Genomic DNA, 17,725 nt, shown 5'->3' on the forward strand with positions numbered 1-17,725 from the left:
TGCACCGTCGAAGCGGCAGAATGTGCGCGCAGCATAATCCACGCTAAGCCAGCAGCGGACAGAAGCGCGACAGCGGCAGGCAGATCGGCTACAAACGAGAGTCTCTTTGCCAACCTGTGTGCCGATGTTCGCGTCCCCCGCTGCCGTGTTCGATACGTTGCTATCCATCTTCGTCCGGCGCAGTTCGCCTGGTGCGTCGCGCGTTGTTGCTGCGCAGGTGCGCCGGCTTGCGTGGCGTAAGGCGGGGAGTCACGCAGTTGTCTTGCGAGCGCGTGATCCTGATGTTCTTGGCGCAGAGCGGATGTTTCGCGAGGCAGTGCGATCGCGCCGAGAGGCTCCTCACGTCGGGGCTTCCGCGCAGGCGTGTGGCGAGCCGGCCATCCGTTCCGGCGCTACGCAGGCGGTGCACTGATGTGGGAAGCGCTTGGCACTGTGCGTGACCTCGGGCGGCTGCAGGAAATCGCCGCGGTCCTGATTCGATACGGCTTTGGCGATGTGGTGCGCCGTATCGGTTTGGCCGACGTGCTTGAGCGAGCCGGCAGGTTGCTGCATTGGGGCAATGCCGAGGGACGCTTGCGGATGTCTGCCGCCATGCGTGTGCGTCGTGCGCTGGAGGAACTTGGGCCAACCTTCGTCAAGCTGGGACAGGTGCTGGCGACGCGTGTCGATTTGCTGTCGTCGGAATGGATCGAAGAACTCAGCGAACTGCAAAACGCGGTCCCTGCATTGCCCTTCGAACAGATTCGGCCGCAATTGGTCGCCGCATTGGGGGCTGAACCCGAAAGCATATTCGCGCGATTGGACGAACAGCCGCTGGCTGCTGCGTCGCTGGCGCAAACGCATCGGGCCTGGCTGGCCGACGGTACGCCGGTGGTCTTGAAGATCCGTCGGCCCGGCATCGGCGACACCATCGATGCAGATCTGCGCCTGCTCGCGCGGTTGGCCGACATCGTCGAAACGCGCGCACCCGATCTCAAGCGCTATCGCCCAGCCGAGGTGGTGCAACAATTCACCGTTTCGCTGCGGCGCGAGCTCGACTTCGCTGCCGAATGCCGCAATGCCGAGCGCATTGCCGCCAACTTCGCGCACGACCCGCAGGTGGTGGTGCCGGCGGTGTATTGGCAGTGGACGTGCGAGTCGCTCAATGTGCAGGAGTTCATCGACGGCATCCCGGGGCGTGATCTGGCATCGGTCGATGCGGCGGGGCTGGACCGCAAGGCGCTTGCGCGCACGGGTGCGGGAATCGTGCTCAAGATGGTGCTGCAGGACGGCTGCTTCCACGCCGACCCGCATCCGGGAAATATTTTTTATCTGCGCGACGGGCGTATCGCCGTGATCGATTTCGGCATGGTCGGCCGCGTGTCCGAACAGCGCCGTTTCCAGGTCGCGCAGCTGCTGCACGGCATGGTGAGCTACGACGCCGACGCCGTCATCGATGTGCTGCTGGAGTGGGCCGGCACGCGCCTGGATATCGACGAAGCGCGGCTGCAGCAGGACATCGGTGCATTCGTCGACGAATACCGCGGCGTGCCGCTGAAAGAGTTGCGCATCGGTGCAATGCTCGGCGACGTCACCGCCATCCTGCGCGACCACGGGCTGGCCCTGCCGTCGGATCTGGCGTTGATGATCAAGGCCTTTCTCACCCTTGAAGGAATGGGGCGGCAGCTCGATCCGGATTTCGACATGGCCACCGAAGCGCGGCCCTACCTGGAACGGGTGGTATTGCAGCGCTATGCGCCCAGCGCCATGTTGCGTCGCAGCCGGCGCACGGTGACTGGCGCGATCGACCTGATCGGCGATCTGCCACGCGATCTCAAGCGGCTGATCCAGGCCGCACGGCGCGGCAAGTTGCAACTGCACGTGGAAACGCGTGCCTTGCGCGAGTTTGGCGAGCAGGTCGACCGCGCCGCCAACCGGCTCACCATGGGCATCGTGACCGCGGCCTTGGTGATCGGGTCGTCAATCGTGATGAACAGCGTCGGCGGAAGCGCCAGCCGCTGGCTGCTGGCGCTGGGCGTGGGTGGATTCATCGGCGCCGGGTTATGCGGCATCTGGATCCTGTTCTCGATCTGGCGCAGCCGCCGCTAGCGATCGACACGGCGCCGGCTGCGCCGCTATTGCGCGTGGCGCCGTTAGTAGTAATACTACTAACCATGGACCTGACCGATACCCAGCACGCAATCCTGACCTTGATCGCCGACCGCATCGACGCCGACGGCGTCCCGCCTTCGCAGACCGAGATCGCCCGCGCCTTCGGCTTCAAGGGCGTGCGCGCCGCGCAGTATCACCTGGAGGCGCTGGAGCAGGCGGGCGCGATTCGCCGCGTCCCAGGTCAGGCGCGCGGCATTCGGCTGGCGGGGCAGGGCGCGCAGTCGCGGACGCCGCCGGTCGCCGAGCCATTGCGCGACGACGTGCTGCGCCTGCCGGTGCTGGGCCGCGTTGCAGCGGGCCTGCCGATCGGCGCCGATATCGGCTCGGACGACTTCGTGGTGCTCGACCGGGTGTTTTTCTCGCCGTCCCCGGACTATCTACTCAAGGTGCAGGGCGACTCGATGCGCGACGAAGGCATCTTCAACGGCGACCTGATCGGCGTGCACCGCACCCGCGACGCGCGCTCGGGGCAGATCGTGGTGGCGCGGATCGATGAAGAAATCACCGTCAAGTTGCTCAAGATCGGCAAGGACCGTATCCGGCTGCTGCCGCGCAACCCCGATTACGCCCCGATCGAAGTCTTGCCGGATCAGGATTTTGCCATCGAAGGCCTGTATTGCGGGCTGCTGAGGCCAAACCGCTGAGGGCTGCACCGATGCGTGCACTGGCGTTTTCCCCAGCCGGCATTGCAGGATTCGCCGCTGCCAGCGCAACGTTCGCAATCTTAATCTGAGTGTGTCGCAGCCAGTCTCAGCCTGTGCGATACACCGCCGCTACATTTGCACCACACCGAAATCACTGACAAGGATCACCCAGATGGATGAGAACAAGAAGCGCGCCCTTTCCGCCGCACTGAGCCAGATCGAAAAGCAATTCGGTAAGGGCTCGGTCATGCGCATGGGCGACCGCGTGATCGAAGCGGTCGAAATCATTCCGACCGGTTCGTTGATGTTGGACATCGCACTGGGGATCGGCGGCCTGCCGAAGGGCCGCGTCGTGGAAATCTACGGTCCGGAATCCTCGGGCAAGACGACCTTGACCCTGCAGGCCATCGCGCAGTGCCAGAAGCTGGGTGGCACCGCTGCGTTCATCGACGCCGAGCATGCGCTCGATCCAATCTACGCTGCCAAGCTGGGCGTCAATGTCGACGACCTGCTGCTGTCGCAGCCGGACACCGGTGAACAGGCGCTGGAAATCGCCGACATGCTGGTGCGTTCGAGCTCGGTCGACATCGTGGTGATCGACTCGGTCGCCGCGCTGACGCCGAAGGCGGAAATCGAAGGCGAGATGGGTGACCAGCTGCCAGGTCTGCAGGCACGGCTGATGAGCCAGGCGCTGCGCAAGCTGACCGGCAACATCAAGCGTTCCAATACGCTGGTGGTCTTCATCAACCAGCTGCGCATGAAGATCGGCGTCATGATGCCGGGCCAGAGCCCGGAAGTGACCACCGGCGGCAATGCGTTGAAGTTCTACGCCTCTGTGCGTCTGGATATCCGTCGTATCGGCGCGATCAAGAAGGGCGACGAGATCATCGGTAACCAGACCAAGATCAAGGTGGTCAAGAACAAGCTGGCGCCTCCGTTCAAGCAGGTCGTGACCGAAATCCTCTATGGCGAGGGCATCAGCCGCGAGGGCGAACTGATCGACATGGGTGTGGAAGCCAAGCTGGTGGACAAGGCAGGTGCCTGGTACAGCTATGGCGACGAGCGCATCGGCCAGGGTAAGGACAACGCGCGTGGTTACCTGCGCGACAACCCGCAGGTGGCAGCCAAGCTCGAAGCCGAACTGCGTGAGAAGTTCCAGCCTGCCGAAGCTCCGCGCGAGGCGGGCGACGACGCCGAGAAGGAATAAGCGCTGCCGGCGACAAGCGATTGCGGTTGAGTGTGTCGACGTTGCCCAGCATCCGTCATGCACGCGCAGTGCATGACGGGCTCAAGCGCCTAGCGACAACTCGCTGCAAGGCGGACGGGAACGCAGTAAGTTTTCTATCGCGGGGACGACGGAGTCAGTGCCGTTGCTTCTCGCGGTAGATCTATCGAAGGCCAGGAGGGCGGGCGCCATGGAGGGCGCATTGATTGAGCGATCGGGGACACGTCACGATGGACGAGCAAGAGCCCGCACCAAAGCGGGGGCGCCGGTTCAAGGAGCAGACGCCGGTCCAGCGCGCACTTGGTCTGCTGGTGCGACGCGAGCATTCGCGTAAGGAATTGAACCGTAAGCTGCTGGCGCGCGGTATCGAGCCAGATGCCGCACAGGCGGCGGTGGAGCGGCTGGCGGACGAGGGCTGGCAGGACGACACCCGGTTCGCTGCTGCGGTGGTGCGCAATCGTGCCGGCTCGGGCTATGGCCCCCTGCATATTCGTGCCGAACTTGGCACCCATGGCCTGGATAGCGAGGCCATCAGTGCCGCCATGGCGACATTTGACGGCGATTGGACCGAGAACGCGCGCGATCTGATCCAACGCCGGTTCGGCGAGCAAGGCCCGGTAGATCTGCCGCAGCGACGCAAGGCTGCCGATCTGCTGGCCCGGCGCGGTTTCGACGGCAACAGTATTCGTAGCGCCACGCGCTTCGACCTTGAGGACTGAGGGCGTCAGGCCTGCTACCCTTCGTGGTTTCAGGTTGTTCCGCTCATCTGCGCCCACATGTCATTGGGTGACCGGGACTGCCGCCCGCCCAATGCCAGCCCATGAACGCACCTGCCAAATTCAGCACCTCCCAGATTCGTAGTGACTTCCTCGCGTTTTTTCAGGGGAAGGGCCACACCATCGTGCCATCCGCGCCGCTGGTGCCGGGTAACGATCCGACTTTGTTGTTCACCAATTCCGGCATGGTCCAGTTCAAGGACGTGTTCCTTGGCGCGGAAAAGCGCAGCTATGTGCGGGCCGCGGACGTGCAGCGCTGCCTGCGGGCCGGCGGCAAGCACAACGATCTGGATTCGGTAGGCTACACCGCGCGCCACCACACCTTCTTCGAGATGCTGGGCAACTGGTCGTTCGGCGACTACTTCAAGAAGGACGCCATCGCCTGGGCCTGGGAACTGTTGACCGAGGTCTGGAAGCTGCCGGCCGACCGTCTGCTGGTTACCGTCTACCACACCGACGAAGAAGCCTTCGCGCTGTGGCGCGACATGATCGGCATTCCCGAAAGCCGGATCGTGCGTATCGGCGACAACAAGGGAGCGCCATATGCCTCCGATAATTTCTGGCAGATGGCCGATACCGGCCCGTGCGGGCCGTGCACCGAGATCTTCTTCGATCATGGCGATCACATCGCCGGTGGCCCGCCCGGTTCGCCGGACGAAGACGGCGATCGCTTCATCGAGATCTGGAACCTGGTCTTCATGCAGTTCGATCGGCAGCCCGACGGCACCCTGGTGCCGCTGCCGGCGCCGTGCGTCGATACCGGCATGGGGTTGGAACGTCTTGCGGCGATCCTGCAGCACGTCCATACCAACTACGAAATCGATCTGTTCCAGGCCTTGATCGGCAAGGCCAGTGGGCTGACCGGTGTGACCGATCTGGAGAACAAGTCGCTGCGGGTGATCGCCGATCACATCCGCGCCTGTTCGTTCCTGATCGTCGACGGTGTGCTGCCCTCCAATGAAGGCCGCGGTTATGTGCTGCGCCGGATTATCCGGCGTGCGCTGCGGCATGGCTGGATGCTGGGGGTGCGCCAGCCGTTCTTCAGCAAGATGGTGCCCACCCTGGTCGAGCTGATGGGTGAGGCCTATCCGGAACTGGTTCTCGCGCGGGATACCGTGGCGCGCGCGCTATTGGCTGAGGAAGAACGTTTTGCCGAGACGCTGGACGCCGGCATGAAGATCTTCGACGACGTCGCCGCGCGCTCGCAGGAAGTGATTCCCGGCGCCGATGCATTCCGCCTCTTCGATACTTACGGATTTCCGGTCGACCTCACCTCCGACATCGCTCGCGAGCGCGGCTTGCGCGTGGACATGGAGGGCTTCGAATTCGCCATGGAGCGTCAGCGCGAGACCGCGCGTGCGGCGGGCAAGTTCGGCGGGGGCGTCGCATTGCCGGCCGATCTGGTTGCCAGCATGTCGCCAACGGTGTTTCTGGGCTACGAGGCCTACGACGCCGATGCGCTCAAGGTGGTTGCATTGCTCAAGCAGGGCCGGCCGGTCGAGCGCGCGCAAGCCGGCGATGAGGTCATCGTGTTCACCGACCGCACGCCGTTCTACGCCGAGTCCGGTGGTCAGGTCGGCGATAGCGGTCAGTTGAGCGGTAGCGATGTCTCTATCGAGATCGTCGACACCCAGAAGTTTGCCGGCCAGTTCCATGGCCATGTGGGGCGCATCACGGAAGGTGCGCTGGCACTGGGCGATGTGCTGGCAGGCGGCATCGACGTGCAGCGCCGCGGCAAGACCATCCTCAACCACTCGGCCACGCACTTGTTGCATGCCGCATTGCGCGAGGTGCTGGGTACGCATGTGCAACAGAAGGGCTCGTTGGTGGCGCCTGACCGCTTGCGTTTCGACTTCTCGCATTTCCAGCCCATCAGCGCGGAAGAGCTTGCGGTGATCGAGCGCAAGGTCAACGCCGAGGTGCGCACCAACCACAGTGTCGAAGTGCACAACATGGCCATGCAGGAAGCGCTGGATTTCGGCGCGATGGCCTTGTTCGGCGAGAAATACGGCGAGCACGTGCGCGTGCTGAAGATGGGCGGTTATTCCACCGAGCTGTGTGGCGGTACCCATGTCAGCCGCACAGGCGACATCGGTTTGTTCAAGATCACGTCCGAGGGCGGTGTGTCGTCGGGCGTGCGTCGTATCGAGGCGGTGACCGGGCAGGGCGCGCTGGATTACGTTGCCGATGAAGAGCGCCGTTTGTTCGAGGCAGCGAGCCTGCTCGGTGGCAACACCACCGAGGTGGTCGACAAGGTGCGCGCACTGACCGAGCGTCAGAAGCGTCTTGAGCGCGAGCTGGAATCGCTGAAGGCCAAGCTGGCTTCCGGCGCGACGGCAGATCTGGGCGCCAGTGCCGTCGACGTGGCCGGGGTCAAGGTGATTGCGGTGCGTCTGGAAGGATTCGATGCAAAGGCGCTACGCGAGGCGATGGACCGCTTGAAGCAGCAACTCGGCGATTCGGTGATCGTGCTGGCCGGTGCTTCGGCGGGCAAGGTCGCGCTTGTCGCCGGCGTGAATGGCAGCCCAACTGGCAAGGTGAAGGCGGGGGAACTCCTCGGCCATATCGCCAGTCAGATCGGAGGCAAGGGCGGTGGCCGTCCGGATCTCGCCCAGGGTGGTGGCGAGGACGGGGCCGCCCTTGCGACCGCACTCGACGGTGTGCCCTCCTGGGTCAAGCAACACTTGGGCTGAACACTTGTCCTGCTATGCCTTGCTGGCTGGCAGGATGTCCCGCTACCATTTCTGGTCTATTCCCTTTACCTAGGGCGTGTCTCACTCAGGAGGCCGTCGATGCTGGTGGGAAACCCACCGGTTCCAGGAGATTTGCAAAATGTTGATCCTCACTCGCCGGGTAGGCGAAACCTTGATGATCGGCGACTCGGTCACTGTCACCGTGCTCGGCGTCAAGGGTAATCAGGTGCGTATTGGCATTACCGCACCGAAAGATGTGGCTGTGCATCGCGAAGAGATTTACCAGCGCATCCAACGTGGGGACGAGCCGGTCGCCTCTGGCGCGCATCACGGCGACGATTCTTCGAATTGATCGTCATAAAGGGTTTACGTTAGCCCCTGTTACCCGGTATTCTTCGCGGCCTGCCACGGACATCGCGGCAGGACGCAAAAAACTGGAGCGATGCCCGAGCGGCTGAAGGGGCTCCCCTGCTAAGGGAGTATAGGGTCAAAAGCTCTATCGAGGGTTCGAATCCCTCTCGCTCCGCCAGTGTTCTAAACGCCCGCAAATCATTGATTTGCGGGCGTTTTATTTTGGTCTAGCGACGCGATCAGGACCAGCCGAGAGTGCTGGGCGAGAATCGATAGCCGGCAATCAAACCACCGCCACCGCCTCGTTGCCGACGGCCAGCGAATGTCACACCTCACTCGTGCCTTGGGACTGCTCAGCACTTCTGCTTTTCTGTGCCGCCGTGTCTTGACTGCTTGTCAGTCGCGACCCCAGCCATCGAAGCACTTGGAGCTCGTGTGGCCGGCGCCGTGCGGCGCGGACATGTTGCATCGTGATGGGGGCTTGCGGTGCTCGGGACTCGAACCTGTCGGTTGAAAATGCGCAGTGAGCTGTGCGTTGAAGTGCGCGAAGTCACGATCAACAGTTCGGTCGCGAAAGCTCCGGCACCGTGCGACCTGCGCGCACTGCCCTGCAACTATGCACGGCCGCGTTCGCTTCTGGTCGGTTGTATCACTCGGGATAACAGATAGCTGCCGTAAGGCATCGCGCATGTCCGTTCCTGATTGATGATTCGAGCGACGGCACGACTTGTCGCAGGATGATGGTCGTTGTGCTGGCACTGCCGTCTGGTATTGCGACGTAATCGATAGATCGTGACCGAGATGCGATTGCTGGGCCTGACCGTTCCCTTCTGTCATCGATGCCCGAACCGAATGTTGCTGTTGCACCACTTGTGGTGGCTTCGGCTATCTCTCGGCCTGCTCGGCATGCCGTCCTTTGCTTTTCGCTGTGCTATGCGGCTCCATTTCCTCTGGTACTCGAAAAAACAGGCACTTCGAGAAGAGTGCCTGGCGCGCTGCAGGCTATGGTCGCCTGCCGCTTTTTGCCATCGCTGCTTGCAGGGAACAAGCAAGCAGCAAGCCGCAGGTGCTAGGCGCCCTCCTTGAGCCACGCAGTGCACTTGCTGCAAACCAAGACCTAAGATCCCAGGCCTGAAGCCTCGCATGTGGGCGTTGGCCTCCTAGGGTCTGTGCGTGCCTTGTTGCTCGCGCGTGCTGTTGGGCGTCTCCAGCTTCTGCAAGCTGCTGGTTCTTTCATCAACGCGGCACTGGTTGGCGCATGCATTCCAGTACGTATGCATCGCTGATGCATGGCGACGTTGTGGACGGGGGGGGGGGGGGGGGGGGGGCGGTCAACCTCGTTTCAGATTGTTCCGCCCACAATCCATTGCGCCTAGCCCCATGGGTGCCGTCGGCGGAGCGACGACAAGTGCGATCTAGGCGTTGGAGCTGCAAACAAACTAGCGATGCAATGCGTATGGCATCGGTCGCGCTATTTCAAATGCAGGAAGCAGCAGCCCGAAGCGCCGGTCATGTCTGCTAGGTGTGATCGGCGCTGGTGCATGCGTTTCCAATGATGCGGGACGGAGGAGGCTGCATCGCTCGCGATCGCGGGTGCGTGCGCTAGCCGCGCCTCAGCGGCCAAGTCTTGGAATCCGCCCCTGTCTTGCACACCTGGGAAGGTGGCCTGGTCTTCTTCGTACGCCGACAACGCCCGTCTCGACGTCGAGCGTGGGGGAGCATGGCGAGGCTGATTAGTGAGAGGCCGTGCGGTGCCTGAATCGCTGGGCGCTTGGCATGCGAAAGGGGGTCAAGTAAGACGCATGCGTGTCGCTAACCACGTGAACCCTATCTCGGATTTCGACGTGATGCGCCTACCGTTCCTTGGACGCTTGTTCTCTTCCTGGAGCCGTGGGCTGCAGCACAAGGCCAATGCGGTAGACCGGGTGATGGCGGTGATCGAATTCGATCTGGATGGGCGCATTTTGGAGGCCAATCAGAACTTTCTGTCGCTGATGGGGTACCGGCGTGACGAGGTGGTTGGCCAGCATCACCGCATGTTCGTGACGACGAGCGATCGCGACAGCGAGAGCTACCGTCAGTTCTGGGATGCGCTGCGGCGTGGCGATTTCAATGCCGGGCGTTTTTGCCGGCTGGACAAGCATGGCCGCGAGGTGTGGATCAACGCGTCGTACAACCCGTTGCTGGATCGATCCGGCAAGGCGTATCGCGTGGTGAAGTACGCCACCGACATCACCCAGCAGGTACGTCAGACAGCCGATTTCGAAGGGCGCATCGATGCGATCGACAAGGTCATGGCCGTCATCGAATTTTCGCTGGACGGCACGGTGCTCGATGCCAACCAGAATTTCCTGCAGGTGATTGGCTATCGGCTCGATGAGATACGCGGCAAACACCACGGCATGTTCGTGGATGCGCAGACGCGCCAGTCGGCTTCTTATCGCGCGTTCTGGCAATCGCTGGGGAGGGGGGCATTCGATGCCGGTCGCTACCAGCGGATTGGCAAGGATGGCAGGGAAGTCTGGATCCAGGCGTCCTACAACCCGGTCCTCGACGAGCTTGGTCGCCCTTACAAGGTGGTCAAGTACGCCACCGACGTGACCCGTCAAGTCCTCGATTCGGCCGACGCGGATGGCCGCATACAGGCCATCGACAAAGTGATGGGCGTGATCGAGTTCGATCTGGACGGCCATGTGCTGCGTGCCAACGATAACTTCCTGGCGACCGTGGGTTACACAGCGCAAGAGGCAGTTGGCCAGCATCACGGAATGTTCGTCGACGCGGCCTATCGCACCTCGGATGAGTACCGGCATTTCTGGGCAAAGTTGGCGCGTGGTCAGTTCGACGCGGGGCGGTATCGCCGGCTGCGCAAGGACGGCAGTCCCGTATGGATCCAGGCCTCCTACAACCCGATCCTGGACGTCTCCGGGCGGCCGTACAAGGTGGTCAAGTACGCCACCGACGTGACTGAGCAAGTGCGCTCGGTCGAGCGTATGCGCGATCTAATGCGGCAGACAATGAGCATTGCGCAGAACGTGCAGCGCGAATCGCATCATATTGCTGTCAGCAATCAGGAGCTGGTGGGTCGGGTGTCCACACAGTCCGAGGCAGTGGCGCAGACCTCAAGCACGATCGATCAACTGGCCGCCACCGTGCGTGCCAATTCCGAAAACGCCGGTTCGGCACGACGCATGGCCGAGGACTCGGCCGCCGTTGCACGGCGCGGCGCCGACGTTATCGCCGACGTGGTCAAGACCACCGCCGGCATTCGGTCGGCAACCGACCGGATCGGTCAGATCATCGAAGTGATTGACGGCATCGCGTTTCAGACCAACATTCTGGCGCTCAACGCTGCGGTGGAAGCAGCGCGCGCCGGTGAGCAGGGACGTGGATTTGCGGTGGTCGCCACCGAAGTGCGCAGCCTGGCCCAGCGCTGTGGCGTGTCGGCCAGGGAGATCCGCTCCCTGATCGACAATGCCACCGGCCAGGTCGGCGACGGCTCGCGTCTCGCCGAACAGGCCGGTGTGGTCATGCAGGACGTGGTGACCTCGGTGCTGCGTGTCACCGCGACCGTGGAGCAGATCGCCGCTGCCAGCCATGAACAGGCGCAGGATATTTCCACGGCGAATACGGCGTTGCAGTCCATTGGGGTGCAGGCGCGCGACCAGGCGCAGATGGTCGACGACCTGGCGCGGTCGGCGCGGGTGCTGGAAGCCGATGCGGACGCGTTGTTTGCGCTGGTCAACGGCGATGCCGACGGTTCCACGCAGCCCGCTACGCCGTTTACGCCGAACGCTAAATCGCAGGCTGCGTAATCGCGATCTATGCCATCGCGGCCCAGTTGGATCGGCTGCGAGTGGTCGCCTTCGTCCCTGAAGCAATGGGCCGTGTCGTGTGGCGACGTTCTGCAAGACACGACGTCGCAGACGCGCAGGCAAGCGTGGAACACGCGCAAGACGCCACAACGAGACCTCTACACAACACAAAGCCCGCAAATGCGGGCCTTGTGGATTGCGATCAGTACCGTTGCAGCACAGGCACATCGCATGTGCTGCAGGAGTCGCAGCCGGCTTACTTCGGCAGATCGAACACCAGCACTTCCGCGTCGCGTCCGTCGGCCAGCACGATCTCCGGCTCGCCGATGACCTGCACCGCATCGCCGGCCGACAATGCCTGCCCATTGACGCTCAGGCTGCCGCGGGCCACTTGCACGTAGCCGATCCGGCCTTCAGCCAGCGGTTGCTGCAGGCGGGCGTTGCCATCGAGGATCGATGCGTACAGCCGTGCATCCTGGTGCAGTCGCAGCGAGCCGTCGTCACCGGCCGGCGAGGCGATCAGGCGCAACTGGTTACGCTTGCTGTCGGCATCGAAATGCTTCTCTTCATAGCTCGGCTCGATCCCATTGCGCTCGGGCATGACCCAGATCTGCAGGAAGTGCACCGGCTCGCTGGACGAATGATTGAACTCGCTATGGGTCACGCCGCTGCCGGCGCTCATGCGCTGCACATCGCCGTAGTGCAGGACCGAGCCGGTGCCCATGCTGTCCTTGTGCTCCAGCGCGCCGCCCAGGACGTAGGAAATGATCTCCATGTCGCGGTGGGCGTGGGTGCCGAAGCCTTCGCCCGGGGTCACCTTGTCTTCGTTGATCACCCGCAGCGGGCCGATGCCCATGTGGCGCGGGTCATGGTAGCTGGCGAAGGAGAAGGTGTGACGCGAGGACAGCCAGCCATGCTCGGCGCGGCCACGGGTTTCGCTCTTGCGGACATTCAACATGGTGCTTCTCCTTGAAAGATTCGAATTGGCGCTGGGGGATGAATCGGTGTCCCAGCGGCTTGATGCGTAGTCTCCGCCTCTGCTGCCAAGAGAAAAAGCGAGTAGATTTGGCTGCTACCATCGAAAAAATCGAACAATGAAAATCAGCCTGGAAGCGTTGCAGATCCTGGATGCGATCGACCGCCGTGGTTCGTTTACTGCGGCGGCCAAGGTGCTGTTCAAGGTGCCTTCGACCATTTCGTACACGGTCTCCAAGCTGGAAGACGATCTGGGGGTGCAGCTGTTCGAGCGGGTAGGGCCAAAGGCGACCCCGACCCAGGCCGGGCGCGAGCTGCTGCGCGAAGGGCGGAACCTGCTGCGTGCTGCGCAGGAGCTGGAGGTGCGTGTGCGGCGCGTCGCTTCGGGCTGGGAGTCGGACTTTGCGATCGGCTTGGATGCAATGTTGCCGGCCGCGCTGCTGCAGGCGCAGATCCTGGACTTCTACGCCGTGGCCGACAGCACGCGGCTGCGTGTGCTCAGTGAATCGCTGTCCGGCAGCTGGGAGGCGTTGCTGGACCGGCGCGTGGATCTGATCGTGGCAGCGGGCGAGGGGCCCAGCGGCGGCGGCTATGTCGCCGAGCAGATCGGCACCGTGCGCTTCGTGTTTGCAGTGGCGGCGACGCATCCGCTGGCGGGCGCGCAGCAATTGGGTGCGGCTGAGCTGGGAGACCATCGCGCGATTGCCGTGGCCGATTCGGCGCGGCGTCTGCTGCCGCGCACCGTCGGCCTGTTGTCCGGCCGCGACGTGCTGACCGTGCCGGACATGCATACCAAGTTGCTGCTGCAATTGGCCGGGGCAGGCTACGGTTTTTTGCCTGAGCCGTATGCGCGGGGCGCGCTGCTGGAGGGCCGTTTGCGCCAGGTCCCGGTGGAAACGCGCAAGGCCGACGAAACCTTCTACCTGGCGTGGCGGCCGGGCGAAGAGGGCGAGGCGCTGGGCTGGTGGCGGCGCGCCTTGCGCGCCGACGGTCTGTTCGAGCGGTGGTCGCAGGCGCTTGCCGAAACGTATCGTTTCGCTGCTGCCGGGCAGTCGCAAACGTGATCAAGAGCGGATAATGGCCGCTCGCCGTCGCGCAGGGTCATCGCATGCAGGGCTTGATCGAACAGTACGGATTGGCGCTGGTGTTTGCCAACGTGCTGGCGTTGTCGCTCGGCCTGCCGGTGCCGGCGTTGCCGACGCTGGTGCTGGTTGGCGCCGGGTACGCGCTGCGCGGTGGTAGCGACGCGTGGCTGGCGGGTCTTGCCGCGTGGGGTGTGTCGGTGCTGGCGAGTCTGCTTGGCGATCTGGCGTGGTATCTGGCAGGACGCCGCTTCGGCAATCGCACCTTGCAGTCGCTATGCCGGTTGTCGCTGTCGCGCGATACCTGCATGAAGCAGACCGAGCGGTTCTTCTCGCGCTGGGGCGTGCGCGTGCTGGCAGTGGCCAAGTTTGTGCCGGGCCTGTCGATGGTGTCGGTTCCGATGGCCGGCGCGATGCGGGTACGGCCGGGCGCCTTCCTGCGCTACGACGCGTTCGGCGCTTCGCTGTGGGCATTGGTCGGATTGGGTCTTGGGGCGCTGTTCGCCAGCCAGGTACAGGACGTGCTCGCGTTGTTGTCCGAGCTGGGTTCCGGTGCGGTGGTGGTACTGGCTGCGCTGCTGGCCTGCTACGTCGGGTGGCGCTGGTGGCGGCGCCACACGCTGCTGCGCTCGCTGGAACACGCGCGCATTGCGGTGGACGAATTAGTGCCGCTGCTGGAGGGCGACGAGAGCCTGCGGCCGACGGTCCTGGACATCCGTGCCCCGGGATATCGCGACCTGCAGCCGTATACGATTCCTGGCGCGGTCTTTGCCGACGAACGCCAGCTTGCGCAGATTCTGGCGAGCGTGCCGCGCGATCGCAGCGTGGTGATCTATTGCGCGTGCCCGGATGAAGTGTCTGCGGCATGGCTGGCAGGCCGCATGCGCGAACGTGGATATCGCGATGTGCGTCCATTGCGTGGCGGGCTGGATGCATGGCGCGAGGCCGGGCACCCGGTGACTTCCTTGGTGCCGGTGGTGGTGGGTGGCCAATCGGATGCTGTGGGCGCCACGGCGTGAGCGTGCGGCGTCTGGTTCGCTAAGAGCAGCTACCAACTGACTGTGCAACCGCCAGGCCGGCGCGGTGGTGCTCGGTGCGGCATGCACTACGCACACACCGCGGTTCCGAGCGCGCGTTCCATGCCCGCTTGACCACGCCCGCCTGATCACGAGTGATGTCGGCCGCTCCAAGAGACATCGCAAGCGCATTCGTATCGATGCGCTGGGCAAGCTGCGCGTGCAGGCGGCGCAGGCAAAACGACAGGCAAAAAAAAGACCAGCAAGCTGGTCGTTTTCTTCAAGATTGGTGCGCCCGGAGAGATTCGAACTCCCGACCGCCTGGTTCGTAGCCAGGTACTCTATCCAACTGAGCTACGGGCGCATATCTTGTTTGACTTGCAATCCGATGCAGTGCAGCCGGACTTTTAACTGAAAAAACAGCGGTTCAATGCTGTCTTTTTTGTTCCTGAAGATGGTGCGCCCGGAGAGATTCGAACTCCCGACCGCCTGGTTCGTAGCCAGGTACTCTATCCAACTGAGCTACGGGCGCCTCGTCAGGAGCGGAATTATGCGGATGCCCGACGTACTCGTCAATCCCTTTGTGAAATTCGATCGCCGCCGACTGCATCGGCATGCATGCGTTGCAGCGCAGCCACGACCGCGGCGGGTGCCTTCATCCATGCAAAGTGATCGCTGCGCACGTGCAATTGCGCATCGTCCAACTGCTGCACCTCGGCAGGCGCCTGCGGCATCTTGCGCAGCAGCGCGTCTAGCGCAGCTGCAGGGCCGAAGTGATCGTGGGCGAAGGTCAGCGCCTTGATCGGTACCGTCAACACGCCCAGTGCGCGCTCCAGATCCCAGCCGCTGCCTGCAGCGCGATAACAATTGCTGCGGCCGACCTGCGCCCAGTCGGCAATCAGGCTGCGTGCCTCGGTGCCGCCGAAGCCGAGCGATCGGCCGTGCAGCACGCCTTGCACACGTGCAAGCCACGGCAGGGCGCGATACACCAGCGGCAGTCCGTAACGCATGGGGCGCGGAAAATTGCGCCAATACGGCGAGCCGCTGGCGACCAGCCATAGCTGGGTCAGGAGCGAGTCGCGTTGCGAAGGCAAGCTCGACGCCTGCAGCGCGGCATGGCAGCAGGCCAGCTGACCACCCAGGCTGTGCCCGCCGACGATGCGCGGGTGCTGCGGGTCATGACGCTCCATCAGTGCTTGGCTGGCCGGGATGTCATCGGCAAGCAGGGTGCGATAGCCCCAATCGTGCCGACGCGATGGGCGCAGCGTGCTGCTGCCATTGCCACGCCATTCGTGCAGATACACCGCAATTCCGGTGGCGGCCAACGCGTGGGCGAACGGTTGGTAATGCCGTGCTGCCACGCCCAATGCCGGCAGCCACAGCAAGGTGGCGACCGGTTGCTCCGTTGCGATGCGCATCACCTGCCAGCGATGTCCGTCCACTGCGCTGGCAGTCAATGTGTCGCTGTGCACGCTCATGCGCCGGGAGCGGCACCGAAGTGGTCCAGCACCAGTACCTCGCTCTGCCCCGGGCGCTGCCCCAGGCGGATGGCGCGCGCCACGTAGTCGATTGCGGCTTCGCAGGCATTGAGCAGCGACAGGCCCTGGCACAGTTGCGCGGCGATCGCTGCCGACAGGCTGCAACCGGTGCCGTGCGCGTCGACGGCCACACGTGGATGCATGAACACGTCCTGGGTGACGCCGTCATCGAAGCGATCGATCACGCGCGCGCCCTCGTGCAGATGGCCGCCCTTGAGCAGCACGGCGTTCGCGCCCAGCTCTAGCAGCGCGGCGGTGGCATGGTCGGCGGCGTCGGCCGTCTCGATGCGGCGGCCGGTCAACAGCTCGGCTTCGGGTGTGTTGGGTGTGACCAGGGTTGCCAGCGGTAACAAGCGGGTGCGCAGCGCATCCAGCGCAGCGTCCTCGAGCAGGCGTGCGCCGCTGGTGGCGACCATGACCGGGTCCAGCACGACGAAAGGCGGGCGATGGACTTCGAGCAGATCGGCCACGCAGTGAATGACTTCGGCGTTGGCCAACATGCCGAGTTTGACGGCCTGGATCTGGAAATCGGCGAAGCAGGCATCCACCTGCGCGCGCAAGAAGGCGATGGGCGGGATGTGCACGGCGGTAACGGCGCGCGTGTGCTGTGCGGTCAATGCGGCAATCGCCGACAAGCCATGCACGCGATGCGCGGCGAAGGTCTTGAGATCGGCCTGGATGCCGGCTCCGCCACCGGAGTCGGTGCCGGCGATGGTCAATGCGGACAGCGTGCTGGGCGTGGTCATAGGCCGATTCTGCACTGCTACCTGGAGGATGTGCGGATCATCGTGTGCGCCAGCGACGCCATCGCAGGTAGGCGACATAGCTGGCACCGGTCAATCCGGTGAGGCTGGCTGGCAGGTAAAGCGCGTCGTACTGCCAGCGCTGGAACAGCAGCGTGCCAAGGATGCTGCCGCCAAGAAAGCCACTGATGATCAGCCCGCTCAGCGTGAGCCGACGCACTTGCAGCGGGCGCCCGCGCAGCAGATGCCCCAGGCCGATGCCCAGGTCGGTGAACATGCCGCTCAGATGCGTGGTACGGACCGCCGCGCCACTGAGGGTGGTCGCCATTGCGTTTTGCAGGCCGCAGGCGCCAGCGGCGAGCAGGACGCCGCCGACATGATGCAGCTTGAACAGCGGAATGGCGGCCAGCAACAGTAACGCCTCGATCAGCAGCGCCGCGCCGTAGCGCTGTCCGAGCCGCAAGCCATCGTCCTGGATGATCAGGCCGCTGAGCATGGCGCCTGCACAGAAGGCGATGAGAATGCCCCAGAGAAAACCGATTTCCGGCGCGGTGTTCTGCACCAGGGCAACGCCGAGCAGGCTGGTGGTGCCGGTGAGGTGGCTGACCACCTGGTGCTCGGAGCCCAGGTAGCCGACCACATTGACCATGCCGGCCACGCTCGACAATGCCACCGCGCCAATCCAGACCCAGCGCGGCAGCAGGATTCCCATCTCG

General features: G+C 63.8%; 13 protein-coding genes and 3 tRNA genes. 10 read left to right on the forward strand and 6 right to left on the reverse strand.

All coding sequences use genetic code 11. The features are described from left to right. The first annotated feature begins 411 nt into the window (after positions 1-411). The 8 genes from ubiB to BJD12_RS22175 all read left to right on the forward strand — a co-directional run bounded on the left by ubiB (position 412) and on the right by BJD12_RS22175 (position 11,655). Positions 412-2,088, forward strand: coding sequence for a 2-polyprenylphenol 6-hydroxylase (ubiB, locus tag BJD12_RS22140; protein WP_042827994.1), 1,677 nt, complete (start codon positions 412-414; stop codon positions 2,086-2,088). 65 nt (positions 2,089-2,153) lie between these two features. Next, positions 2,154-2,795 (forward strand): transcriptional repressor LexA, encoded by a 642-nt coding sequence (lexA, locus tag BJD12_RS22145; protein WP_042827988.1) that lies wholly within the window; start codon positions 2,154-2,156, stop codon positions 2,793-2,795. Between the two features lie 172 nt (positions 2,796-2,967). After that, positions 2,968-4,002, forward strand: a complete 1,035-nt coding sequence (recA, locus tag BJD12_RS22150) for a recombinase RecA (RefSeq protein ID WP_005992375.1) — start codon at positions 2,968-2,970, stop codon at positions 4,000-4,002. A 248-nt stretch (positions 4,003-4,250) separates the two neighbouring features. After that, on the forward strand, positions 4,251-4,739 hold the full coding sequence (recX, locus tag BJD12_RS22155; RefSeq protein WP_005992373.1) for a recombination regulator RecX: 489 nt from the start codon (positions 4,251-4,253) through the stop codon (positions 4,737-4,739). A 101-nt stretch (positions 4,740-4,840) separates the two neighbouring features. Further along, positions 4,841-7,489 carry an alanine--tRNA ligase gene (gene alaS, locus BJD12_RS22160; protein WP_005992371.1) on the forward strand — a complete coding sequence of 883 codons (2,649 nt, stop codon included), beginning with the start codon at positions 4,841-4,843 and terminating at the stop codon, positions 7,487-7,489. Between the two features lie 139 nt (positions 7,490-7,628). Next, on the forward strand, positions 7,629-7,841 hold the full coding sequence (gene csrA, locus BJD12_RS22165) for a carbon storage regulator CsrA (protein WP_003481884.1): 213 nt from the start codon (positions 7,629-7,631) through the stop codon (positions 7,839-7,841). An 84-nt stretch (positions 7,842-7,925) separates the two neighbouring features. Further along, positions 7,926-8,018: transfer RNA gene (locus BJD12_RS22170), tRNA-Ser, on the forward strand. A gap of 1,693 nt (positions 8,019-9,711) precedes the next feature. Continuing rightward, positions 9,712-11,655 (forward strand): methyl-accepting chemotaxis protein, encoded by a 1,944-nt coding sequence (locus BJD12_RS22175; protein WP_042828271.1) that lies wholly within the window; start codon positions 9,712-9,714, stop codon positions 11,653-11,655. Positions 11,656-11,911: 256 nt separating this feature from the next. On the opposite strand, the gene BJD12_RS22180 is transcribed toward BJD12_RS22175, so the two are convergent. Continuing rightward, positions 11,912-12,613, reverse strand: coding sequence for a pirin family protein (locus BJD12_RS22180; RefSeq protein ID WP_005994643.1), 702 nt, complete (start codon positions 12,611-12,613; stop codon positions 11,912-11,914). Between the two features lie 136 nt (positions 12,614-12,749). Between BJD12_RS22180 and BJD12_RS22185 the strand changes: the two genes are divergently transcribed. Then, the gene (locus tag BJD12_RS22185; protein ID WP_005994641.1) at positions 12,750-13,694 is read left to right on the forward strand and encodes a LysR substrate-binding domain-containing protein; all 945 of its coding nucleotides are present in this window, start codon (positions 12,750-12,752) and stop codon (positions 13,692-13,694) included. Between the two features lie 44 nt (positions 13,695-13,738). Beyond that, a complete protein-coding gene (locus BJD12_RS22190) occupies positions 13,739-14,731 on the forward strand; it encodes a DedA family protein/thiosulfate sulfurtransferase GlpE (protein ID WP_005994639.1) in 993 nt (330 codons plus the stop codon). A 284-nt stretch (positions 14,732-15,015) separates the two neighbouring features. Here BJD12_RS22190 and BJD12_RS22195 read toward each other — a convergent pair. The 5 genes from BJD12_RS22195 to BJD12_RS22215 form a co-directional block, all read right to left on the reverse strand. After that, positions 15,016-15,092: transfer RNA gene (locus tag BJD12_RS22195), tRNA-Arg, on the reverse strand. Between the two features lie 91 nt (positions 15,093-15,183). Then, a tRNA-Arg gene (locus tag BJD12_RS22200) sits at positions 15,184-15,260 on the reverse strand. Positions 15,261-15,300: 40 nt separating this feature from the next. Further along, the gene (locus tag BJD12_RS22205; protein WP_005994637.1) at positions 15,301-16,206 is read right to left on the reverse strand and encodes an alpha/beta hydrolase family protein; all 906 of its coding nucleotides are present in this window, start codon (positions 16,204-16,206) and stop codon (positions 15,301-15,303) included. After that, complete coding sequence (thiD, locus tag BJD12_RS22210; RefSeq protein ID WP_005994635.1) at positions 16,203-17,012, reverse strand: bifunctional hydroxymethylpyrimidine kinase/phosphomethylpyrimidine kinase; 810 nt, start codon at positions 17,010-17,012, stop codon at positions 16,203-16,205. Before thiD ends, BJD12_RS22205 begins: the two co-directional genes overlap by 4 nt. Before the next feature lie 37 nt (positions 17,013-17,049). Beyond that, positions 17,050-17,721, reverse strand: a complete 672-nt coding sequence (locus BJD12_RS22215) for a YoaK family protein (RefSeq protein ID WP_005994633.1) — start codon at positions 17,719-17,721, stop codon at positions 17,050-17,052. Positions 17,722-17,725 lie beyond the last annotated feature (4 nt).

This window comes from Xanthomonas vesicatoria ATCC 35937, from assembly GCF_001908725.1.
In the GTDB taxonomy this organism is placed as follows: Bacteria; Pseudomonadota; Gammaproteobacteria; order Xanthomonadales; family Xanthomonadaceae; genus Xanthomonas; species Xanthomonas vesicatoria.